The following is a 23,197-nucleotide window of genomic DNA, read 5'->3' as shown; positions in this document are numbered from 1 at the left end:
GGGAGTTGTTGCCGATGCGTGTCCTGTTGCTTGCCGCCACGATTCTAGCCACCACCCCCGCGCTCGCCCAGTCGGAGCGCGCCGCGATCGGCACCGGGGTCAGCGCCAGCGACCGGCAGAACAGCGCCGAACGGCCGATCCGCTTCGCCGCCACCGCCCCCGCCGACGGGGTCCTCGTCATCCCGATGGCGGGACCGGGCGACCTCAGCCACGTCCCCACCGCGCTCCGCGCTGCCGTCACCAGCGCGGTCGATACTGCCGCGTTCAAGGCTGCCGCCGACAAGACGCTCTCGCTCTACGGCGTCGGCGGCTACCACCGTATCGTCCTGATCGGCGTACCCGCTGGCCAGCTCGATGCCGCCGCGCTCGCCGATTTCGGGGGTCGTGCCGCGCAGGAGACCCGCGACAATCGCCAGCCAGTCGCAATCCTCGCCGGCACCCTGTCGAGCGCCGCCACCGACCCTGCTGCGCATGTCGCGCTCGGAGCCAGCCTTGGTCAGTATCGCTTCGACAAGCTCAAGAGCAGCGTCGATGCCCCCGCCGTTCAGCCGCTGACCATCGTGGCGACGAGCGGAGAGGCGACATATGCGCGCGAGCTCGCCGGTGTCGCCGATGGTGCGCGTATGGCCCGCGACCTCATCACCCTCCCCTCCAACGCCAAGACGCCCGACAGCTTCGTCGCCGCCGTTCGTGCGCAATTCGCCGGTGTGCCCAATGTGCGCATCACCGTCCTAGACGAAGCCGAGATGCGCCGCCGCAACATGGGATCGATCCTCTCGGTCTCCGCCGGATCGCGCCATCCAGCACGGATGCTGATCGTCGAATATACTGGCGCCGGTAATGCCGCTCCGCTCGCGCTGGTGGGCAAGGGCATCACCTTCGACACTGGCGGGATCAGCCTCAAGCCCGGCTCGGGCATGGGGGCGATGAAGGGCGACATGGCCGGCGCCGCCGCCGTCATGGGCAGTGTCCTGGCAGCGGCCAAGCGCAGCGCGAAGGCGAACGTAGTCGGCATCGCTGCGCTGGCCGAAAACATGCCCGGCGGCAACGCCTCGCGCCCCGGCGACGTGGTGCGCACGATGAACGGCCAGACGATTGAGATCATCAGCACCGACGCCGAGGGCCGCATGGTCCTCGTCGACGCCAACCAATACGCAATCGAACGGTTCAAGCCCGCTGCCCTGGTCAATCTCGCCACGCTGACCGGCGCAGTCAGCACCGCGCTGGGCGACGATTATGCCGGCCTGTTCGCCCGCGACGAAGCGCTGGCCGCCCGTGTCCAGACTACCGCGACCGCATCGGGCGAGGCGGTCTGGCGGCTTCCGCTCCACCCCAGCTACGCGAAGGACATGGAGTCACAGGTCGCCGACATCGCCAACGGCACTACGAAGTCCGGCCCCGGCGCGGGGCGCGGCGCGCATTTCATCGGCTTCCTCACGCCCCAGCCGACGCCTTGGGCGCATATCGACATGGCCGGGGTCGATGGCGCCGAGGAATCACTCCCAACGATACCCAAGGGCGCGCGCGGCTATGGCGTCCGCCTGTTCGACGCACTGGTCCGAGAATTCGAGCGGTAGACCGGCAAGCGGCTTAACGATCCTCCCCCGCGCGGGGGAGGATTGCGGACAGCTCAGGGCATCACGCCCCAACTTCCGCTTGCCAAAGCGCCCCGCGCAGCCGATTGCCAGCCGCGATGCCCGTCTCAGCCAAGATTTGCGGCCTGTCCACCGCCGCGACGCTCGACGCCGCAGTCGCGGGCGGGGCAAGCCATATCGGCTTCGTCTTCTTCCCCCCTCCCCACGCCACGTCACCTTCGACCAGTCCGCCGCGCTCGCCGCACGCGTGCCCGATGGCGCCGGCCGGGTCGGGGTATTCGTCGATCCCGAGGACGCATTGCTCGATCAGGCGATTCGCGCCGCCCGGCTCGACGCGATCCAGCTCCACCGTGCCAGCCCCGAGCGTGCCGCCGCGATCGGCGCGCGCACCCGCCTGCCCGTCTGGGCCGCCGTCGCGGTCAAGACCCGCGCCGATCTCGACGCCGCGCACAGCTTTCGCGGCGCGGCCCAGCGCATCCTCTACGACGCCAAGGTGCCCGAGGACGCAAAGCTCCCCGGGGGCATGGGTCTCCGCTTCGACTGGACCTTGCTTCAGGGCTTCGACCACCCGCTGCCCTGGGCATTGTCCGGCGGCCTCGACGCCGCCAACGTCGCCGAAGCCGTTACGATCAGCGGCGCACGGCTGGTCGACGTCTCCTCCGGCATCGAAAGCGCGCCGGGAGTGAAGGACGCGGCCAGGATCGCCGCCTTCCTGAAGACCGTCGCATCGCTCTAGGCCGTCCGCCGCGCTTGCGACCCGGGCCGGGGTTCGGCATGTCCGATTCAGCCCCATGAGTCTGACCCCCGCCTTTCTCGACGAGCTGCGCGCCCGCACCACCCTGTCCGCCCTGATCGGGCGCAGCGTGAAGATCACGCGCGCGGGACGCGAGTACAAGGCGTGCTGCCCCTTTCATAACGAGAAGACCCCGTCGTTCACGATCAACGACGAAAAGGGCTTCTACCACTGCTTCGGCTGCGGCGCGCATGGCGATGCGATCCGCTGGATGACCGAGCATGACGGCCTGCCCTTCATCGATGCGGTCAAGGAGCTGGCGCAGGCCGCCGGCCTCGACATGCCGGAGGCGGACCCGCGCGCGGCGCAGCGGGCGGAGCGCGCCAAGGGGCTGCACGAGGTTATGGCCGACGCCTCCAAATTCTACACCGAACAGCTCCACGGCATCGCCGGGGCGGAGGCGCGCGCGCTACTCGAGCGCCGCCGCGTCACCGCCGAGACCGCGCGGACGTTCGGCATGGGCTATGCGCCGGATTCGCGCACGAAGCTGCGCGAGGCGCTCAAATCCTATGGCGACGCCATGCTGGTCGAAGCCGGGCTGCTGATCCAGGTCGAAGGCAAGGAGCCCTATGACCGCTTCCGCGGCCGTCTCATGATCCCGATCAAGGATGCGCGCGGTCGCGTCATCGGCTTTGGCGGGCGGATCATCGGCGAGGGCGAGCCCAAATATCTCAACTCCCCCGAAACCCCGCTCTTCGACAAGGGCCGCTCGCTCTACAATCTCGACCGCGCCTCCGCCGCCTCGCGCAAGGCCAACCGGGTGATCGCAGTCGAAGGCTATATGGACGTGATCGCGCTGGCCCAAGCCGGGTTCGGCGAGGCGGTCGCCCCGCTCGGCACCGCGATGACCGAGCATCAGCTCGAACGGCTGTGGCGGATGGCCGACATCCCCTATCTCTCCTTCGACGGGGACAATGCTGGGCAAAAGGCGGCGATCCGCGCCGCGCATCGCGCCCTCCCCCTGCTCCAACCGGGCCGCAGCCTCGCCTTCGTCACCCTGCCCCCGGGTCAGGACCCCGACGATCTCGTCCGCGCATCGGGACCCCAGGCGTTCGAGGCGCTGCTCGCCTCGGCCCAGCCGCTGGCCGATCGCCTCTGGCAACACGAACTCGCCGCCGAGCCGGTCGATACGCCCGAAGCCCGCGCCGGGCTCAAGCGTCGCCTGTCCGATCTCGCCGCCACGATTCAGGACGGCAATGTCCGCCACGAATATATCAACGAGTTCCGCCGCCGCGTCGACGAGCACTTCGCCCCGGCCCCACGCGCCTTCACGCCGCGAACCCAAAGCCGCGGCCCGTTCAAGCCCGGTCAGCGCTGGCAACCACCCGAACCGCCCCCCGGCCCCGCGCTTCAGGCGGTCGGCGCAGGCGGGATCGACCGGGTACTGGCAAAAGCCGTGCTCGCGGGGCTGATCCGCCACCCGGCGGAGATTGCCCGCCATGTCGAAACGCTGACCAGCCTCGCCCATGCCGACGGCGCCCTTGGCCGACTGTTCGAGGCGGTGGTCGATGTCGCGCTGGAGGACCGGGCGCTTGATACCGCACGCCTTCGTACCATATTGGCGGCGTCCGGTTTCGATTCACAGGCAGCGGAGTTGCTGCGCGCCGACCAGCTTCCCTTCACCTTCACCCAGAAGGAATGGGACGCGGGACGGGCCGCGCTCGACCTCGGCGAAGCGATTGCGGTACTGGCGGCACGGCCTCAGGTCGAGGCGGCGCTGGCGGAGGCAACTGCGGCGGTTCAGGCGCGTTTCAGCGACGAGGCTTTCGAGCGTCAGGTGGCCCTGGTTCGACGCAAGGCAGAGCTGGAAATGCGGCTCGCCAATCTGATGCTTGCGGACGAGACGTAATTAGGTGATTAGGGCGGCGTATAATTGCCGCCATATGATTTCAAAGGCAGTCGATGGCTAAGGCAAATATGGCAGACGGTGCGGAACCCACGGAATCTGGTGACGCCCCGCTGATCGATCTCAACGAAGGCTCGATCAAGAAGCTGGTCGCCCGCGCGAAAAAGCGCGGTTACATCACCGTGGACCAGCTCAACGAGATGCTGCCCCAGGACCAGTTCACCTCCGAACAGATTGAAGACGTCATGTCCGCGCTCAGCGACATGGGCGTCAACGTCGTCGAAAATGAGGATGTCGGCGAGGACGACCAGCCCGAGGACGACACGCCCGACGAGGTCGATGCCGAGGGCAAGGACGACGAACCCGCCTTTGAAATGGCGAAGAAGAAGGAGGTCGTCGATCGCACCGATGACCCCGTCCGCATGTATCTTCGCGAGATGGGCGCGGTCGAGCTGCTCAGCCGCGAGGGCGAGATCGCGATCGCCAAGCGGATCGAGGCCGGTCGCGACACGATGATCCTCGGCCTGTGCGAATCGCCGATCACCTTCAACGCAATCATCGGCTGGTCCGACGCGCTCAACGAAGGCACGATGCAGCTGCGCGAGATCCTCGATCTCGACGCGATGCTGTCCAAGGGTCCGTCGGCCGAGCAGGTCGAGGGCGCCGAGGACGACGATTCGGGCGAGATCAGTGAAAAGACCGCCGGCGCCAGCTTCAAGGAAGAGGAAGAGCCCGAAGAGGCCCCCGCCGACGAGGATGACGAACTGACCGAGCGGCGCGCACCGCGCATCTCGGATGAGGAAGAAGAGGACAACACCCTCAGCCTCGCCCAGATGGAAGAGACGCTGAAGCCGCAGGCGCTTGAGCGCTTTGCCAACATCACTGCGATCTACAAGAAGTTCAGCAAGATCCAGCAGAACCGGCTCGACGCGATGGCGGCGGGCGGCGAGCTTTCGTCGGGCGACGAGAAGAAATACCACAAGCTGCGCGAGGAACTGACCGCCGAGGTAGAGAGCGTCCAGTTCCACAACGCCAAGATCGAATATCTGGTCGATCAGCTCTACAGCTACAACCGGCGCCTGACCGCGCTGGGCGGCCAGATGCTGCGCCTCGCCGAGCGGCACAAGGTCAGCCGCAAGGACTTTCTCGATCGTTATGTCGATCATGAGATGGACGAAAATTGGCTGGAATCGGTCGCCGGCCTCGACAAGAAGTGGAAGGCGTTCGTCGAGAACGAAGCCGCCGCCGTCGATCGCATCCGGGTCGAAGTGTCGGAGATCAGCCAGCAGACCGGCATGGCGCTCGGCGAATTCCGCCGTATCGTCAACATGGTGCAAAAGGGCGAGCGCGAGGCGCGTATCGCCAAGAAGGAGATGGTCGAGGCCAATCTCCGCCTCGTGATCTCGATCGCCAAGAAATACACCAATCGCGGCCTGCAGTTCCTGGACCTCATTCAGGAGGGCAATATCGGCCTGATGAAGGCGGTCGATAAGTTCGAGTATCGCCGCGGCTACAAGTTCTCGACCTATGCGACCTGGTGGATTCGTCAGGCGATCACCCGTTCGATCGCCGATCAGGCGCGCACGATCCGCATCCCGGTCCACATGATCGAAACGATCAACAAGCTCGTCCGCACCAGCCGCCAGTTCCTGCACGAACAGGGCCGCGAACCGACCCCGGAAGAGATGGCCGAACGCCTCTCCATGCCGCTGGAGAAGGTGCGCAAGGTGATGAAGATCGCCAAGGAGCCGATCTCCCTCGAAACGCCGATCGGCGACGAGGAAGACAGCCACCTCGGCGACTTCATCGAGGACAAGAACGCGATCATCCCTGTGGACGCCGCGATCCAGGCAAACCTCAAGGAAACGGTCACCCGCGTGCTCGCCAGCCTGACCCCGCGTGAGGAGCGCGTGCTGCGCATGCGTTTCGGCATCGGCATGAACACCGATCACACGCTCGAAGAGGTCGGCCAGCAGTTCAGCGTGACCCGCGAGCGCATCCGCCAGATCGAGGCCAAGGCGCTGCGCAAGCTCAAGCATCCGAGCCGCAGCCGCAAGATGCGCTCGTTCCTCGACCAGTAAGGGGTACAAGCCGGATTATCGAAAGGGCCGCCCGAAAGAGCGGCCCCTTTTTTTGGTCAGCTCGCCGGGCGCACCTCAATGCCGAACAGAGCAGCCTGACCCGTGAAGTTGAGGTCGAGCACGCCATCGCGCAGATCGACGTCGAACGCGCGCTTTGTAAGGCCGGCCGGCAATTCGCTCACGTCGCGAAGCACCGCCCTTCCCTCCACATCGACGCCATAGCGCCGCGATGCCTTGTCGTCGGGATTGCCCAGCAGCAGCGTCACGCGCCACCGACCGTTTGGAACGGGGATGGAATAGCGGAATGCGCCGTCACGATATCCGTCGAGCGACGGTGTATCGACCCGCGCGGCAAGCGTCTTGCGCAGCGCATTGCCGGGGCGCTTCGCCGCGCCGCCGATGAACCAATTGTCCGATCCCACCCGCTGCCCAGTCACGTCGACATAGCCCGTCAGACTTCCGACGTTCATCGCCAGGCCCGCCGCGGCATCAGGCGCGCGCCATTCGACGCTGTCGCGTAGGGCACCCGCGCGCGCTTCGATCCGGTTCGCCCCCGCATCCAGCGTCACTGCGGCGAAGACACAGATGCCACCCTTGCATGGCCGTTCGCCCAGATCGCGGCCATTCACGATCAGCCGCGCTGTGGCCGCATTGCTGTACAGCCGCACATCGGTGACCGGATAGGCCCGCTCCACATAGCGCCGCTGCGCTATGTGCAGCACCGGCACGTCGGACCAGTTCGCCTTGTAATAGAAGAACGCATCCTTGCGGATTGCGCGGTCGAACGTCACCAGCCCCTTGTCGTTGATGTCGCTCGCGTCCCCCTCCTGCCGGATCGGCGACGAGAAATCGAACATGTTCCAGATCCAGTTCGCCCAGACATAGCGGCGCGCCCTCAATTGCGGCCAGCTCTGCTCGTGAAACCAGGCCTGATAGTCCTCGGGATGCGGCCGTCCGCCCGAACTGATCGGGCCGCCTTCCGGATTGTCGCTATGCTGGCTGGTCGCCCCGCCCGCGCCATATTCGCTGACCGAGATCGGAACCTTGGGGTGTCGCTTGTGCATCGCGTCGAGGTGCGGCCCCAGATCGGCGGGCTTGCCATAGTACCAACCGAAGTACCGATTATAACCGACCAGATCGGCGTGACCGGTCGAAATCGGCAGGTACGGTGCCTTGTCCCCCGGCGTCGCTTCACAGCAATCGGCGAGCACGGTAGGGCGATCGGGGTCCTCCGCCTTGCTCAGTGCATGCAGTTCGTCGAGCAGCGGGCGCGGATCGGCCTTTGGCCCCAGCCGATTGAAGGCCAGGTCGATGTCCATCTCGTTGCCGATGCCCCAGGTGACCACCGCCGGACTGTTGTAATGCTGGCGGATCATCTCGATCAGCTGCTGGCGCGCGTTGGCGGTGAACTCCGGACTTGCCGGCATGTCGCCGAACGACACCTTGTTGACGAACGGGATCTCCGCCCACACGATCATCCCGCTTTCGTCCGAAAGACCGAACCATTCCTGCGCATGCTGATAATGGGCGAAGCGGACGGTGTTCGCGCCCAGCTCCTCGATCAGCTGCATGTCGCGTTCGTGATCGGCACGGCTGAGCGCCCAGCCCTGATCGAGCATGTCCTGATGCCGCGACACGCCCTGCAACGGCATGTGGCGGCCGTTGAGGAAGAAACCCTGCGCCGGATCGACGCGGAAACTGCGCACGCCAAACCGCTGGTCCACACGGTCCACCACCTGGCCGCCGCGCAGCAGTTCGACCCGCGCGGTATAAAGGTGCGGATCGCGCCGGCCGTCCCATAGCCGCGGTTGCGCGATGGCGAGCGACTGGCGATGAGTATTGCGTCCCTCGATCACCTTCTCGATCGGGCTTGCCGTCACCATGCGCCCGTCCCGGTCGGTCACGGTGGTGCGGATATCGGTGCCGCGCGGTACGTCGGTCTTGATCCTCAACTCAAGCTCGGCACGCTCGGCACTGACCGACGCCGTCCGAACGAACACGCCCGAGCTGCCATGATCCATCAGGTCGATATGCGCCGCGTCAACGCTGACCAGCGATACCGGCCGGTACAGTCCCCCATGAATGAAGAAATCCCCCAGCAGCGGCGCGACATGTTCGGTGACGCTGCCCGGCGCCGGCTTGCTGTTGTCGGCGCGCACCGCGATCACATTGATGCCGTCGCGCTTCAGATGATCGGTGATGTCGAACCGAAAGCGCGAGAATGCGCCGGCATGCCGCCCCACATGCACACCATTGACCCACACATCGACGACGTTGCCCGCCCCCTCGAACGCCAGCACGTGCCGGTCGCGTCGCGGAAGCCGCACACCATCGATCTTGAGACGATACCACCCCTCGCCCTGCCGATCGTCGGCAGGTCGACTGCGCGTCGTGCGATATTCGCCCAGCCGGTTCCAGCTATGCGGCAACGAGACGGGCTTCCACGCGCTGTCGTCGAACTCCGGGCTGCTCGCCTGCGCAACCGACGCCGGGCCATCGAGGAACCGCCATTCTTCAGTCAACGCTGTCACCACGCGCACCCGCTCCCCTGGCCTGGCGGTCGGTGCACAGGCGGAAAGCAGGATCGCAATCAGGGCGAAGCAGGCGGAGAGGATGCGCATCGCACGAAGCTAAACCGGTTACATTCCCGAAACCAGCCCTGCTGCGCGCCATCGAACGCGGCCCGCTTGCGCTTCCGCAATTCGCCGCTAGCCTCCCACCCACAACAGAATAAGGACCGGGCATGCGGCATATCGCGGTGATCGGATCGGGGCCGGCGGGCTATTACACCGCAGAGGCATGCCAGAAGCAGTTCGGGGAGGATGTCCGGGTCGACATCATCGACCGGCTGCCCGTCCCCTTCGGCCTCATCCGCAGCGGCGTCGCGCCGGACCATCAGTCGATCAAGGGCGTCTCGCGCCGCTATGAAGCAGTCGCGCTCACCGACAATGTCCGCTTCGTCGGCAATGTCACGGTCGGGAAGGACGTCACCATCCCCGAGATGATGGGCCTGTACGACGCCGTGGTCCTCGCGACCGGCGCGCCGTTCGACCGCCCGCTCGAAATCCCCGGCGCGGACCTGCCCGGCGTGACCGGATCGGCGGCGTTCGTCGGCTGGTATAACGGCCATCCCGACTTCGCTGAACTCAACCCGCCGCTGGGTGGCCCCGGTGCGGTGGTGATCGGCAACGGTAACGTCGCACTCGACGTCGCGCGCCTGCTCGCCAAGACGCGCGCGGAGTTTGCGGGATCGGACATCGTTTCTCCTGCGCTCGACGCGCTGACCAGTTCGGGGATCGAGACGATCACCCTGCTCGGTCGGCGCGGCCCGCACCAGATCGCGATGACGCCCAAGGAACTGGGTGAACTGGCCGAGCTGGCGCGCGCCGCGCCCGTGGTCGATGCCGCCGACTTTCCGCCGCTTCTCGACGACGCAATGCTCGAACCCGGCCACCGCAAGTCAGTGACGCATTTGCGCAACTTCGCCGCCGCCAGCGTCGACAAGCCGGTGCACATCATCTTCGACTTCTTCGCGCAGCCCATCCGAATCGAGGGCGATGGCCGCGCCGAGCGGGTGATCGTCGAGCGCACCCGCCTCGACGAACGTGGCGCGGCGGTCGGAACCGGCGAAACCTATGCGGTACCTGCCAGTCTCGTCGTCTCGTGTATCGGATACCGCACCCCCAAGATCGAAGGCGTGCCCTATGACGATCGCGCCGGTCGATTTGCCAATGACGAGGGGCGCATCCTGCCCGGCCTATACGCGGTCGGCTGGGCGCGGCGCGGGCCGACCGGCACGATCGGCACCAACCGCCCCGACGGCTTCGCGATCGCCGAGAAGATCGCCGAAGACGCGCCCGGCGGCAGTGGCAAGGCGGGGCGCCCTGGCCTCGACGCGCTGCTTGCATCGCGCAACGTCGATGTCGTCACCTTCCGCGACTGGCAAAAGATCGACGCTGCCGAGATCGCCGCGGCGCGCACCGATTCCCCGCGTGAGAAGTTCACCAGCGTCGCCGGGATGCTCGAGGCGCGCGGCGGGTAAAAAAGCGCGCAGGGGCGCTTGCAAGGCCAGATGGCGCCGGTTATAGGCGCGCCTCCAAGCGACGCGGTCTGCCCACCCGGGGCCTTTGACAAGGACTTCGCCGCTCAGTCGGGGAATAGCTCAGCCTGGTAGAGCACTGCCTTCGGGAGGCAGGGGCCGGAGGTTCGAATCCTCTTTCCCCGACCATTTCACCTATCGCAGCAGTAGGAATAGTTTCCTGGCGGAAAGAACCGCTATCGCGATCTCGTGCGCGCACCATGCAACATTGCCGCGCGCCAGAGCGTTTTGCGTTCGAATGGGAGACCTTCCGCAGATGACCGCGCTGACCCTAGCTGCCCCCACATCGCGATTTTCGGTGCTCACCATCGCCGACCGCCATGCCGGGGCACCCGTGTGGAGCGACCGGCTGGGCTGGCCGCTCCATGGGGACAACCACGTAGCGCTCGACGCGCGCGATGCGTCGCGCCGCAATGTCTGGGCCAGCCGCATCGACGATGCCGTACTGCACGCTGACCGCGCGGTGCTGATGGTTGCCGAAGGGGTCGGATGTGCGGCCGCCGCGTGGTGGGCGCGCCTCTCGCCGCGCCACTATGCCGATCGGGTAGCGGGGGCGCTGCTGTTCGATCCGGTCGCACCGACCGGGGAAACCGGCGCACTGTTCGCCTCTCCCGGCGTCGTGCTTCCCTTCCCTTCGATGGTGGTCACCGCGCGGAACCGTGTCGCCGCGCCCGGGGATATGCAGGATCTGATCGACGGCTGGGGCAGCCGCCTGATGATCGCCGACCGCCACCGTGCGCCAGGCGCTTGGCAGGCAGCACAACGGCTTTTGTCGCGCATGACCGCCGCCGTCGTCGCGCGCGATATCGACCGCGGTATGGCACTGCGCGGGGAGTAGTTAGAGCCCCTCGCCGCCCACCCAGTGCGCGTTGGACAGCCGCCGCGCGACATCCCAGGTCTGGCGGCGAATGTCCGGTACAGCGACGATCTCCCAGAACGCTCCGCGCGTCATCGGGCCGAGCGCGAAGATGCGGCGATTGGCGCATCCGTCCGCGCCGATCACCTCGCCAGCACCGTTGACGTCGATGCCAAGATGCGCGGCGTCCGGGCGGATCGCTCCGCACTCCCGCAGTGCGACGAGCAGGGGATCGATAGTACGCCCCAGATCGCCGAGCGGCCCGGTGCAATTGACTACGCGACGGACCTGCATCACCTCTGCATTCCCTTGACCGCGCGGTCGCCAGTTCACCGTCACCCCACCATCGACCGGGTCAAAGCCTAACGTCTTCCCGGCCACCACCCGCAGTTGCCCACGTGCCTCCATCGCTACTAGCCGGTCGGCAACCTGCGGCGCGAGCCTGTGGCGATGCACGTCCCACCACGGCCGCAGATGCCGCAGGAATCGCCCGCGCTCTGCTGCGCTGGCATTGGCCCACATCGGCTGAGTGAACGGGCGCAGTTCGTCCACCGCATTGCGCCATCCGATCTCCGCAGCCCGCGCCCGCACACGACGCACCAACGCCGAGGCGACCGTCGCGGGCCGCTCGTCGATCTTGTCCCATGCCGCGCCGCTCTCATGCCGCCGGGGCAGCAGGCCGCGCCGCGACAGCGCGACGATTCTGCCCGCCAAAGCCGCGGGCCTCCAGCATCAGCGCGACATCTACCATCGTCAGCCCGGTACCAATCACCAGCACCGTGTCGGAATCGCTCAGCCCGTCGGCGATATCTCCCGCCCAGGGATCGCCCTTGTAGAGATCTTCCGGCAACGCCGCGGGGTCGAGCCCTGGCGGGTCGTGTGGCGGCAGATTGCCAACCGCCAGCACCGCCGCGTCCGCCGCGATCACGCTTCCGTCCGCCATCGCCAGCGCAACGCCATCAGCCGGCTGATCCAAGGCAGTCACCTCGCCCCGCACAACGCTCAGCCTGTCCCCGCTGGTGGCAACCGCCGCGTCGAGCAGCTCGCGCAGGTATTCTCCATAGGTCACCCGCGCCGCAAACGCATTGCCCGCATCCGTAACCCCGCGCGCCGCCAGCCAGTCGGCAAAATGCCCCGGCTGGTCAGGAAACGCGCTCATATTCCCCGCGCGCACGTTGAGCACATGGCTGGGATGCGCCGCGCCATAGGCCAGCCCCAGCCCCGGCGTCGCCGCCCGCTCGATCAGCGTCGCGCGCGGCCCCTTGTGCCGCAACAGGTTGATCGCCTGCAGCGTCCCCGAAAAGCCTGCGCCGACGATCGCGACATGCTCGATCCGCACGCCGCTAGATCTCGTAATCCAGTTGCCATTCGGGCGCTTCGAACGCCGGTCGTTCCTTGGCGAAAGCCGGTTGCCGCGCCTTCATCGTCGCATAGAGCGACTTCACCGTGTCGCTCGCGGTGCGCACGAACAGCGCCGGGATCAGCGCGTGGATGATGCACGCGACGCCACCCACGACCATCCGCACGCCAAACCCCGCTGCGGTCGCGAAATGCTCGCCATAGCTTTCGCCGACGTCGCGTGGGTGGCTCAGGAACAGGCGGTTGAACATCTTCGTCTCCGTGCATGCCGCTACCCGCGCGGCGTGAAATCCTCGACCAGCTGATAATGCTCGCCCGGAAAGATCTGGCGCGCAAATGTGACAGGTGCCTTGCCGCGCCACGTCCAGCGCTCGACCTGAAGGCAGGGTGCGCCTTCCTTGAGCTTGAGCCGCCCTGCCGCCTCGGCACTCGCCCCGACCGCCGCGATCCGGTGCCGCGCATCGGTCCACGGGATGTTGGCGAGCAACCAACTGCCCGGCGCGGTCGCCGAAAAATCCGCCTCGGCCGCCCCCGGCGCGGCGGCAAGGTCCAGCCAGCGCTCCTCCCACCCGAACGGCGCGCGGCCCGCATGATGCACCCCGGTCAGCACGAGCCAGCCGCTGCCCGACCCGCGTACCGGGAAGCCCGCCGGCGCGCGGCGGTGCAAATTCACCGTCAGCAGCTCCCAGCGATACGCCTCACCCCGATCGGCGATCAGCGCGGCGATGTCGGGCACGCCTACCACCGGCGTGCGGATCGCGGGCGGCGCGACAAAGCTTCCCGCGCGCCGCTTGCGCTCGATCAGCCCCTCGCGCGCGAGGCGGCTCAGCGCCTTGTTTGCGGTGGCGCGGGCGCAGCGATACGCCTCCATCAGCTCATATTCGGTCGGCACCCGCGTTCCGGGAGTCCATTCGCCCGATCGGATGCGTGCCTCGATCTCGCTGCGGATGCGCGCCTCGACGCTCATGCGAGCAATTCCCGGAGCGCCACGCGGTAACGCGCCTCGATCGCATCGCGATGCCGGTGCCGTCCACCCTCGACCTGCTTGACGCCCCCGCGCCACACGCTGTCGATCGGGCGGCGACTGGCGAAGATCCAGCTGTCGATCAGCGCGTCGCCGCTGCGCCCTTCGAACGCCGGGTCATTGCGATCGAGCGATACGATGTCGGCCGGGCGTCCTGCGGCAAGGCCCGTCTCGACACCCAGCGACTGCCCACCCCCCGCCACGGCGACGTCGAACAACCGCGCCCCGGTCGATGGCTGCACATCGCTCGCCAGCTGATTGCGTCCGCGCAGGGTCAGCCGCTGGCCATATTCGAGCAACCGCAACTCCTCCGCCGCATCGATCCGGACGTTGGAATCACTCCCCACGCCGATCACCCCGCCGCTATCGAGAAATGCGCCCGCAGGAAACAGCCCGTCGCCCAGATTGGCCTCGGTAATCGGACACAGCCCCGCCACCGCCCGGCGCGCCGCGAGCTCGGCGACCTCGCCCGGATCGACATGCGTGGCATGCACCAGCGTCCAGCGCGCATCGACCGGTGCCGCGTCGAGCAACCAGCGTACCGGCCGCCGCCCGCTCCACGCAATGCAGTCGTCCACTTCCTTCACCTGCTCGGCGATATGGATATGCACCGGCCCGCCATCGGCAATCGGCAGCAGCGCACCCAGCTCGTCGGGCGTCACCGCGCGCAGGCTGTGCGGCGCGATTCCGATCACCCCGTCATGCGACAGCTTCGCTCCAGCGCGGTCGACCAGATCGGCAAAGCCGTCGACATCATTGATAAACCGCGCCTGCGCCGCGCCCGGTGGCTGTCCGCCAAACCCGCCATGCGCATAGAACACCGGTAGCAGAGTCAGGCCGATCCCGGCGATCTCCGCCGCCGCCGCGATCCGCCCGCTCATCTCGGCGACATCGGCATAGCGGGACCCATCCGGGGCGTGATGCAGGTAATGGAACTCGCCGACCCGGGTGAAGCCGCTCTCCAGCATCTCGGCATAGGCCAGCGCCGCAATCGCCTCGCACTGCTCCGGCCCGATCCGCGCCACGAAGCGGTACATCAACTCCCGCCACGACCAGAAGTCGTCGTTCGACGCCCCGCGGACCTCGGCCAGCCCCGCCATCGCGCGCTGGAATGCGTGGCTGTGCAGGTTCGGCAGCCCCGGCAACGCCGCGAAGTGCCGCTCGTCACCGCGCTCAGGATCGACCCCGACCTCAACCCGCTCAATCCGCCCGCCCGCCAGCGTCAACCGGACCCGATCGGTCCAGCCATGATCCAGCAACGCAGTTTCGAACCAAAGCGCCATGCGAATATGTCTAGACATAATGACCGCACTGTCCAACACTAAACGCATGGCGACTCCCGCAGACAAACTCTGGCGCAACGCCCGTCTCGCGACGATGACCGGCGGCGGGCTGGGCGTTGTCGAGCATGGTGCGGTCGCAGCAACCGGCGATACGATCAGCTATGTCGGCCCCGGTGCCGAAGCTCCCGACGCCGCCGAGATCATCGACTGCGACGGCCGCTGGATCACCCCCGGACTGATCGATTGCCACACCCATCTCGTCCATGCCGGCAACCGCGCCAAGGAGTTCGAGGCACGGCTGGAGGGCGCGACCTATGAAGAGATCGCCCGCGCCGGCGGCGGCATCCTCTCCACCGTCACCGCGACCCGCGCGGCGAGCGAGGACGAACTGATCGCCACCGCCCTACCCCGGCTAGACCAGCTGATCGCAGAGGGCGTCACCACGGTCGAGATCAAGTCCGGCTACGGCCTGACCCTGAACGACGAACTCAAAATGCTCCGCGCCGCCCGCCGCCTCGGTGACGTGCGCAACATCCGCGTCCGCACAACCCTGCTCGCCGCCCACGCCGTGCCGCCCGAATATCGCGGCGACGCCGATGGCTATGTCGATCTGGTGTGCCGCGAGATCATCCCCGCCACCGTCGGCCTTGCCGACGCGGTCGACGCCTTTTGCGAGGGCATCGGCTTCACCCCGGAACAGACCGGTCGCGTCTTCGCCGCCGCCGTGGTCCATGGCCTCCCGGTAAAGCTCCACGCCGAACAACTCTCCAACCTGAACGGCGCTGCGCTCGCCGCCCGCCATGGCGCGCTGTCGGCCGACCATCTCGAGCATCTCGACAACGCCGGTATCGCCGCGATGAAGCGTTCAGGGACCATCGCCACCTTGCTCCCCGGAGCCTTCTACTTCACCCGCGAGGAACGCCGCCCGCCGGTTCAGACACTTCGCGACGCCGGCGTGCCGATCGCTCTAGCCACCGACTGCAACCCCGGCACCTCCCCGATGGCGTCGATCCTGCTGGCTATGAACATGGGCGCGACCCTTTTCCGCCTCACGGTCGAGGAATGCCTGCGCGGCGTCACGATCAACGCGGCCCATGCGCTTGGACTGGAGCTTGGCGTCCTCGAGCCCGGCAGCCCGTGCGATCTCGCCATCTGGAACATCTCCGACCCCGCCGAGCTGGTCTATCGCATCGGCGCGAACCCCCTCCATTCCCGAGTATTTGCAGGCCAATGATTACGCCCGGCAACACCCCGCTCAGCACCTGGAACGCCATCTATCGCGGCGAACCCGCCCCGCTCGACCCGTCCTGCCACCCTAAGGTTGCGGCCAGCGCCGATGCGGTACAGGCCATCCTCGCCCGCCACGAGCCCGTCTATGGCATCAACACCGGCTTCGGTAAGCTCGCCAGCGTCCGCATCGGCGACGAAGACCTCGAAACGCTCCAGCGCAACATCGTGCTCAGCCACGCGGCGGGCGTCGGCGACCCCATGCCAGCGCCCGTCGTGCGCCTGATGATCGCGCTCAAGCTCGCCAGCCTCGCCCAGGGGCAAAGCGGCGTGAAGCCCGAGACGATCGCGATGCTTCAGGACATGCTCGACCGCGGCATCACCCCCATCATCCCCTCACAGGGATCGGTCGGCGCGAGCGGCGACCTCGCCCCGCTCGCCCATCTCGCCGCCGCGATGATCGGCGTGGGGGAGGTCGAGATGGGCCCGCGTCGCATCCCCGCCCGCACCATGCTCGGCGGCCTCACCCTCGGGCCGAAGGAAGGGCTGGCCCTGCTCAACGGCACGCAATTCAGCACCGCCTACGCCCTCGCCGCGCTGTTCGAGACCGAAAAGCTGTTCCGCGCCGCGCTCGTCACCGGCGCGCTATCGACCGAGGCGGCCAAGGGCTCCGACACCCCGTTCGATCCCCGCATCCATCAGGTGCGCGGCCATCGCGGCCAGATCGAGGTCGCACAGGCGCTCGCCGGGCTGATGGAAGGTTCCGCGATCCGCGCCTCACACCGCGAGGGCGATGAGCGCGTGCAGGACCCCTATTGCCTGCGATGTCAGCCCCAGGTGATGGGCGCATGTCTCGACCTGATCCGTCAGGCTGCCGCAACACTGGCGATCGAGGCGAATGGCGTTACTGACAACCCCCTTATCTTTTCCGACACCGGAGAAGCACTGTCGGGCGGCAATTTCCACGCCGAACCGGTCGCCTTCGCCGCCGACATGCTCGCTTTGGCGATCTGCGAGATCGGCAGCCTCGCCGAACGCCGCATCGCGATGCTGGTCGATCCGGCGCTGTCGGGCCTCCCCGCCTTCCTGACCCCCCGCCCCGGGCTCAATTCGGGCTTCATGATCCCGCAGGTCACCGCCGCCGCTTTGGTCAGCGAGAACAAGCAGCGCGCTCACCCGGCCAGCGTCGATTCGATCCCGACCAGCGCCAATCAGGAGGATCATGTCTCGATGGCCGGGCACGGTGCCCGCCGCCTGCTCGACATGACCGCCAACCTTTCGCACATCCTCGGAATCGAGTATCTTGCTGCGGCCCAAGGCTGCGACTTCCATTCGCCGCTCACCTCCAGCGAACCGCTCGAAGCCGCCCGCGCGCTGCTCCGCGATCAGGTGCCGCATCTGGAGGACGACCGCCACTTCGCCCCCGACATGGCGCTGGCGACGGCGCTGGTCACCAGCGGCGCGCTGGGCGCGGATCTGCCGGGAGTTACGGGATGATCGTCACCGTCCGGGGCGAAGGCCCGCTGATCGTCAGCATCCCGCATGCGGGCCTCGAAATCCCCGCCGACATCGCCCCGTCGCTCGTCTCGCTCAACCGCGCGCGCTACGACGCCGATCTGTATGTCGACCAGCTCTACGCCTTTGCGTTCAAGCTCGGCGCGACGATCGTGCGCACCACCACCTCGCGCACCGTGATCGACGTCAACCGCGATCCCAGCGGCGCGACACTCTATCCGGGCCAGTTCACCACCGGCCTCTGCCCGGTCGAGACGTTCGACGGTGACCCGCTCTACCACCCGGGCAAGGAACCCGACGACGCCGAAATCGCGCGCCGCCGCAGCGCCTATTTCGACCCCTATCACGCTTTACTGCGCGCCGAGATCGACCGCCTCCGCGCGCTTCACCCAACCATCGTTCTCTACGAAGCGCATTCGATCCGCAGCGTGGTGCCCAAACTGTTCGACGGACGCCTGCCCGAATTCAACATCGGCACCAACAGCGGCGCGGCCTGCGCCCCCGAACTCGCCGCCGCCATCGCCGCGATCTGTACCGATCAGCAACGCAGCCATGTCGTCGACGGCCGCTTCAAGGGCGGCTGGACCACCCGCCATTACGGCGAACCCGACAAGGGCGTCCACGCCATCCAGATGGAGTTGGCGATGCGCACCTATGTCGAGGAAGTGCCCGCCGCCAACTGGCCGCCACGCTGGGATGGCATCCACGCCGCGCAGGCACACGCCACGCTTCGCCCGATCCTCACCGCCGCCATCGACTTCGCGAAAGCCCAAGCATGACCACCCGCACCGACAATAGCCGCCGCATCAAGGCACCCACCGGCACCGATCGCACCGCAAAAAGCTGGCTCACCGAAGCCGCGCTGCGCATGTTGATGAACAATCTCGACCCGGATGTTGCCGAAGCGCCCGAGAGCCTCGTCGTCTATGGCGGGATCGGCCGGGCGGCGCGCAACTGGGAAGCCTATGACAAGATCGTCGAGACGCTCCGCCGCCTCGACGCCGATCAGACCCTGCTCGTCCAGTCGGGCAAGCCGGTTGGCGTGTTCCGCACGCATCCCGATGCCCCGCGCGTGCTGATCGCCAATTCCAACCTCGTGCCGCATTGGGCAACCTGGGAGCATTTCCACGAACTCGACCGCAAGGGGCTGGCGATGTACGGCCAGATGACTGCGGGGTCGTGGATCTATATCGGCACCCAGGGCATCGTTCAGGGCACCTACGAAACCTTCGTCGAGGCCGGGCGTCAGCATTATGGCGGCGATCTGTCGGGCCGCTGGATCCTCACCGCCGGCCTCGGCGGCATGGGCGGCGCACAGCCGCTCGCGGCGACGATGGCGGGCGCGTCATGCCTCGCGATCGAATGCCAGCCGAGCCGCATCGAGATGCGCCTGCGCACCCGCTACCTCGATCGCTCTGCAAACAGCATCGACGAAGCGCTTGAAATCATTCACACATCGGACACACCCATCTCGGTCGGCCTGCTCGGCAACGCCGCCGAAGTGCTCCCCGAACTGGTCAAGCGCGGGATTCGCCCCGACATGGTCACCGACCAGACCAGCGCACATGATCCGATCAACGGCTACCTTCCCGCCGGCTGGACGCTCGACCAGTGGTTTGCCAAGCGCGAAACCGCCCCGCACGAGGTCGAAGCCGCCGCCCGCGCCTCGATGGCCACCCATGTCCGCGCAATGCTCGCGTTCGAGGAAATGGGCGTGCCCACCTTCGACTATGGCAACAATATCCGTCAGGTCGCGAAGGACGCGGGCGTCGCCGACGCCTTCGCCTTCCCCGGCTTCGTCCCCGCCTATATCCGCCCGCTGTTCTGCCGCGGTATCGGCCCGTTCCGCTGGGCGGCGCTGTCCGGCAACCCGGAGGATATCTGGAAGACCGATCAGAAGGTGAAGGAACTACTCCCCGGCAACCACCACCTCCACAACTGGCTCGACATGGCGCGCGAGCGCATCGCGTTCCAGGGGCTGCCCGCGCGCATCTGCTGGGTGGGCTTAGGCGACCGCCATCGCCTTGCACTGGCATTCAACGAGATGGTCGCGAGCGGCGAACTCGAAGCCCCCATCGTCATCGGTCGCGACCATCTCGACAGCGGATCGGTCGCCAGCCCCAATCGCGAGACCGAAGCGATGATGGACGGGAGCGATGCGGTATCCGACTGGCCCCTGCTCAACGCCCTGCTCAACACCGCCAGCGGCGCAACCTGGGTCTCCCTCCACCATGGCGGCGGCGTCGGCATGGGCTATTCGCAGCATAGCGGCATGGTCATCGTCGCCGACGGCACCCCTGAAGCGGCGAAACGGCTCGAGCGCGTGCTATGGAACGACCCGGCAACCGGCGTGATGCGCCACGCCGACGCGGGCTATGAAATCGCCAAGACCTGCGCCGGGGAGATGGGACTAGACCTGCCGGGGATCCTATAAGCCCCTCCCCTTCAGGGGAGGGGTTGGGGTGGGGCCGCGAAGTCTCACCGAGACCGAGGTGCCGAGGGGGCGACCAAACCCCGCCCCCCGCCAGTTCGCCACATGCGCCCCGGCCAGCAACAAACTCCCCGCCACCGTCACACCCGTTTCGACCGCAACCCACTCCTCGAACGCCAGCCCCGCCGCCAACAGCGCCAGACCGGCGGCCCCGACGAACAACGGCGTCAGCCCGCGATGCCGCCGCCATCCGTCGACCAGCGCGACCGCGCTGACCGGCAATGCAAACGCCAGCACGCCAAGGTGAAACCCCTCGCCCAGATCGAGCCGCCCCGCCAGCGCGGGCAAGGCGGCGATCAGCAACGGCAGCCCCAGGCAATGGATCAGGCACAGCGCCGAAGCGCCAACCGCCAGTCCGTCAAACCATTTCGCCACCATTGCCCGCATCGCAAACTCCTTCGCTCGCGGGCAAATGATACTTTATCACATAAATTTCAACCGCCCGCGAGCGCTGGAGCCTCGGGCGGCACCGCCGCGTTGCGCCAGCGTGCCACCGGCACAGTCTCAACCTTGCCCTCAGGCGTCCGCCGCCGCTGGATCAGCGTTGCCCCCTGCTGAGTCGTATCGCCAATCTTCGCGCGCACCCGCGTCCAATAGGTGTTGGAGCTGAACGCCGTCCCCGGCGGCTGGCTGACCTTGAGATCGGACAGGTCGCGCAACGTGATCTGCCCGTTGCGCTTGCGGATCGCGACGATCCGCTCGGCCGCGACCGGATCGCCGATCAGGAACGCCAGCAGCTCCTGATCCGCGGCATTCAGGTTGATCGTGGTCTTGCCGGGCAGCGCCGTCACCATCCGCTCCAGCCGCGCAATCGCCGCCGGGTCCGCGCCGGGGATCAGCCGGATCGGCCGCACATCGCTGACCGGCCCTTGCGTTCGGATATAGGCGATCGCCTCAACCGTATGCTGCTCGTCCAGCCCGGCGATCCGCGCGAGCTTCTGGAACAGGATCACCGGGACCGCGTCACCGCTGCGCAGCATGTTGACGTTGAACCGCCCCTCGGCATCGCTGACCGCCAAATCGAACGTGCCCCCGTCGATCGTCGCGCCATTGGCCCCGATCGACGCCCACTCCTCGCCCGCATGGTCCACTTGCGGCGCGGCCAGCGCATCGCGCTGGAGCGCGGCAAGCGCCGACAGCTCGCCCCCGCGCACGATCGCCGCCGCCCGCGCCGCCTCGCGACTGCGCAGCGCCCGGTCGAGCGCCAGCTCCTCGCGTCCGATCATCAGCAGCACCAGCCCGCTGGCGATAGCGACGAACATCAGCACATTGACCAGGATCATGCCCTGCTCGTCGTCGCGCCGGGTCATTGCGGTTCATCCTGCGGCCGGACCGGCAGCGCCACCACGCGACGCAGCGTCCCCTGCGGCCCGCGCTCACCCGCCAGCTGCATCTCGACCTGCACCGCGCGCGGCCACTCGTCCTTGCGCTCCGCATTCGGCGGCCAGCGATCGACCCAGCGTTGTCCGTCGAGAAAGCGCCAGCGCACGCCGCTCACCCCCGTCAGCAACAGCTGCGGCTGCGGCGCGGCACGGACCAAGGCGCCCCCGGTCGCGGCATAGCGCAGCGGCACCGGCGGCCCGCCCATTCCCGCAGCGACACGCGTAAAGGCGACATTGCTCCCCCCACCGCTCACCGCGCCGCGCGTAATCTGATCGAGGTCGCTCTGCAGCACGAACATCGTCCGCTGGATCGCCGCCGTCCGGTCGAGCCGCCCTTCGGTCCGCTCCTGCGTCGTCATCACGCTGTTGAGCAACGTCAGCCCCGCCACCGCGATCAGCGCGAACAACCCCAGCGAGATGATGAGTTCGAGCAACGTAAACCCATCGTCGCCCCGGCGCAGGCCGGGGCCGCCCGATGGGTCGTCCTGCGATGCCTCTAGCGGCCCCGGCCTCCGCCGGGGCGACGGCATAGGCGCGTTCACGCCCCCAGGCTCACCGCCACCGGTGCATAGCCCTGTGCCCCGGCGACCAGGATCGCCAGCTCGCGCGCCACGCTGCCATCACTCCGGAACCGCGCATTGCCAGTCACGCAGGTGTAGTTCGTCTCCGCCAGCAGCGCCGCCTCGTCCAGCGACCCCTTGTCGCGTAACGTCTTGACCACCCCGCCCGCGTCAAAGGCGAGCGCCGCCAGCGCCCCCGGCGTATCGCCATGACGCGATCGGTATTCGCCCGCAAAGCGTCCGAACGCCGCCGGATCGGGGCTGGCGATCCACGCACCGTCCAGTGCCTCGAGCGCAGAAGGCCGGTGGTCGAGCGCCTGCACCGTGCCGAGCAGCTGCACGCCGGTCCCTTTCAGGTTGCGCGCCGCCGCCAGCACCGCTTCGCCGCTCCCCGGCAGCAACACCGCATCGGGCGCATCGCCTGCGGCCGGCAAAGGCTGTCCCTCGACCACAGTCAGCGACCGCACGTCCAGCCCGACCTCGCTCTGCATCTTCCCCGCCGCCAGCGCCGCCGCAACGCTCCACGGCGATCCGTCATCGACCACCACGACACTGCGCACCCCGCGCGATCGGGCATAGCGCAGCACCGCGCTGGTCACCTGGGCCGGGGTGATCCCGAACACGAAACTGCCTGGCCCGCGCGCGACCGCGTTATTGGTAAAGGCGATCACCGGCACCCGCCGCGCCACCTCCGTCGTCACCGCGTTGAGCTCCTCGGCAGTCACCGGCCCCAGGATCATTGCAGCCTTGGCTTTGAGCGCATTGCGCGCCGCCAGCGCCGCACCCTCGGGCGTCCCGCCGGTATCATAAGCGGTGATTTCCGGCCCAGAATCAGCGAGCAACACTGCCTGACGCATGCTATGGCCCAGCGCGGCACGCGGCCCCGACAGGGGCAGCAGCAACGCCACCGGCCGCTTGTCACGCTTGACCTTGTCGGCCGCGAAGACAGAGGGACCAGCGACCAATGCCGACGGCACTATCAGCCCCGATCCCAGAGCGGTCAGTAGCGCACGGCGTCGAATCGGCGGCATTGTCACGGGCATCCTGGTCGGCTCGGCGGCGTCTTACCGTCTTCGTGGTGCTGGG

17 protein-coding genes, 1 tRNA gene and 2 pseudogenes are annotated in these 23,197 nt (G+C 67.5%); 11 read left to right on the top strand and 9 right to left on the bottom strand.

Translation table 11 applies throughout. The features are described 5' to 3' along the window. Positions 1–14: 14 nt before the first annotated feature. From LRS08_RS18390 to rpoD, 4 genes and pseudogenes are all read left to right on the top strand, one after another. A complete protein-coding gene (locus LRS08_RS18390) occupies positions 15–1,577 on the top strand; it encodes a M17 family metallopeptidase (RefSeq protein WP_257845822.1) in 1,563 nt (520 codons plus the stop codon). A gap of 116 nt (positions 1,578–1,693) precedes the next feature. Further along, positions 1,694–2,331: pseudogene (locus LRS08_RS18385) on the top strand (phosphoribosylanthranilate isomerase). Positions 2,332–2,386: 55 nt separating this feature from the next. Further along, the gene (dnaG, locus tag LRS08_RS18380) at positions 2,387–4,237 is read left to right on the top strand and encodes a DNA primase (RefSeq protein ID WP_260481100.1); all 1,851 of its coding nucleotides are present in this window, start codon (positions 2,387–2,389) and stop codon (positions 4,235–4,237) included. A 53-nt stretch (positions 4,238–4,290) separates the two neighbouring features. Next, the gene (rpoD, locus tag LRS08_RS18375) at positions 4,291–6,315 is read left to right on the top strand and encodes an RNA polymerase sigma factor RpoD (protein ID WP_257845823.1); all 2,025 of its coding nucleotides are present in this window, start codon (positions 4,291–4,293) and stop codon (positions 6,313–6,315) included. A 56-nt stretch (positions 6,316–6,371) separates the two neighbouring features. Here rpoD and LRS08_RS18370 read toward each other — a convergent pair whose 3' ends face one another. Beyond that, positions 6,372–8,936 carry a glycoside hydrolase family 2 protein gene (locus LRS08_RS18370; protein ID WP_257845824.1) on the bottom strand — a complete coding sequence of 855 codons (2,565 nt, stop codon included), beginning with the start codon at positions 8,934–8,936 and terminating at the stop codon, positions 6,372–6,374. 122 nt (positions 8,937–9,058) lie between these two features. Here LRS08_RS18370 and LRS08_RS18365 point away from each other — a divergent pair, with 122 nt between their 5' ends. The 3 genes from LRS08_RS18365 to LRS08_RS18355 all read left to right on the top strand — a co-directional run bounded on the left by LRS08_RS18365 (position 9,059) and on the right by LRS08_RS18355 (position 11,252). Further along, on the top strand, positions 9,059–10,357 hold the full coding sequence (locus tag LRS08_RS18365) for an FAD-dependent oxidoreductase (protein ID WP_257845825.1): 1,299 nt from the start codon (positions 9,059–9,061) through the stop codon (positions 10,355–10,357). Between the two features lie 109 nt (positions 10,358–10,466). Continuing rightward, a tRNA-Pro gene (locus tag LRS08_RS18360) sits at positions 10,467–10,543 on the top strand. A gap of 127 nt (positions 10,544–10,670) precedes the next feature. Further along, the gene (locus LRS08_RS18355) at positions 10,671–11,252 is read left to right on the top strand and encodes an alpha/beta hydrolase (RefSeq protein WP_260481099.1); all 582 of its coding nucleotides are present in this window, start codon (positions 10,671–10,673) and stop codon (positions 11,250–11,252) included. Here the strand turns inward: LRS08_RS18355 and LRS08_RS18350 are convergent. The 4 genes and pseudogenes from LRS08_RS18350 to LRS08_RS18335 form a co-directional block, all read right to left on the bottom strand. After that, positions 11,253–12,603 (bottom strand): annotated as a pseudogene (locus LRS08_RS18350) (FAD/NAD(P)-binding protein). It lies immediately after the preceding gene. Positions 12,604–12,613: 10 nt separating this feature from the next. Further along, on the bottom strand, positions 12,614–12,880 hold the full coding sequence (locus LRS08_RS18345) for a DUF6356 family protein (protein WP_257845828.1): 267 nt from the start codon (positions 12,878–12,880) through the stop codon (positions 12,614–12,616). 20 nt (positions 12,881–12,900) lie between these two features. Further along, positions 12,901–13,596, bottom strand: coding sequence for a UTRA domain-containing protein (locus LRS08_RS18340; protein WP_257845829.1), 696 nt, complete (start codon positions 13,594–13,596; stop codon positions 12,901–12,903). After that, positions 13,593–14,954: a formimidoylglutamate deiminase gene (locus tag LRS08_RS18335; RefSeq protein ID WP_260481098.1), complete on the bottom strand. Its 1,362-nt coding sequence runs from the start codon at positions 14,952–14,954 to the stop codon at positions 13,593–13,595. The genes LRS08_RS18340 and LRS08_RS18335 overlap by 4 nt, the downstream gene beginning before the upstream one ends. A gap of 28 nt (positions 14,955–14,982) precedes the next feature. On the opposite strand from LRS08_RS18335, the gene hutI reads away from it, so the two are divergent. The 4 genes from hutI to hutU are packed head-to-tail and all read left to right on the top strand — an operon-like array spanning position 14,983 to position 20,112. Next, positions 14,983–16,170, top strand: a complete 1,188-nt coding sequence (hutI, locus tag LRS08_RS18330) for an imidazolonepropionase (protein WP_260481701.1) — start codon at positions 14,983–14,985, stop codon at positions 16,168–16,170. Continuing rightward, positions 16,167–17,660, top strand: coding sequence for a histidine ammonia-lyase (hutH, locus tag LRS08_RS18325; RefSeq protein WP_409456264.1), 1,494 nt, complete (start codon positions 16,167–16,169; stop codon positions 17,658–17,660). Before hutI ends, hutH begins: the two co-directional genes overlap by 4 nt. Then, entirely contained in the window at positions 17,657–18,457 is an 801-nt protein-coding gene (gene hutG, locus LRS08_RS18320) for an N-formylglutamate deformylase (RefSeq protein ID WP_257845831.1), read from the top strand. Before hutH ends, hutG begins: the two co-directional genes overlap by 4 nt. Continuing rightward, positions 18,454–20,112: a urocanate hydratase gene (gene hutU, locus LRS08_RS18315; RefSeq protein WP_260481097.1), complete on the top strand. Its 1,659-nt coding sequence runs from the start codon at positions 18,454–18,456 to the stop codon at positions 20,110–20,112. The genes hutG and hutU overlap by 4 nt, the downstream gene beginning before the upstream one ends. On the opposite strand, the gene LRS08_RS18310 is transcribed toward hutU, so the two are convergent. From LRS08_RS18310 to LRS08_RS18295, 4 genes are read right to left on the bottom strand one after another with little or no spacing between them, the layout of a single operon-like run. Next, positions 20,107–20,556 (bottom strand): MerC domain-containing protein, encoded by a 450-nt coding sequence (locus LRS08_RS18310; protein ID WP_260481096.1) that lies wholly within the window; start codon positions 20,554–20,556, stop codon positions 20,107–20,109. The genes hutU and LRS08_RS18310 overlap by 6 nt on opposite strands. A gap of 47 nt (positions 20,557–20,603) precedes the next feature. Beyond that, positions 20,604–21,479, bottom strand: coding sequence for a general secretion pathway protein GspK (locus LRS08_RS18305; protein WP_257845833.1), 876 nt, complete (start codon positions 21,477–21,479; stop codon positions 20,604–20,606). Further along, positions 21,476–22,093 (bottom strand): type II secretion system protein GspJ, encoded by a 618-nt coding sequence (locus LRS08_RS18300; protein ID WP_260481095.1) that lies wholly within the window; start codon positions 22,091–22,093, stop codon positions 21,476–21,478. Before LRS08_RS18300 ends, LRS08_RS18305 begins: the two co-directional genes overlap by 4 nt. Then, on the bottom strand, positions 22,090–23,142 hold the full coding sequence (locus tag LRS08_RS18295; RefSeq protein ID WP_257845836.1) for a penicillin-binding protein activator: 1,053 nt from the start codon (positions 23,140–23,142) through the stop codon (positions 22,090–22,092). Before LRS08_RS18295 ends, LRS08_RS18300 begins: the two co-directional genes overlap by 4 nt. Between the last annotated feature and the right edge of the window lie 55 nt (positions 23,143–23,197).

Origin of the sequence: Sphingomonas sp. J315 (assembly GCF_024666595.1) — a bacterium.
Lineage (GTDB): Bacteria > Pseudomonadota > Alphaproteobacteria > Sphingomonadales > Sphingomonadaceae > Sphingomonas.
The sequence above is the reverse complement of the archived record's forward strand: the minus strand, read 5'-3'. Positions and strand labels throughout refer to the sequence as shown.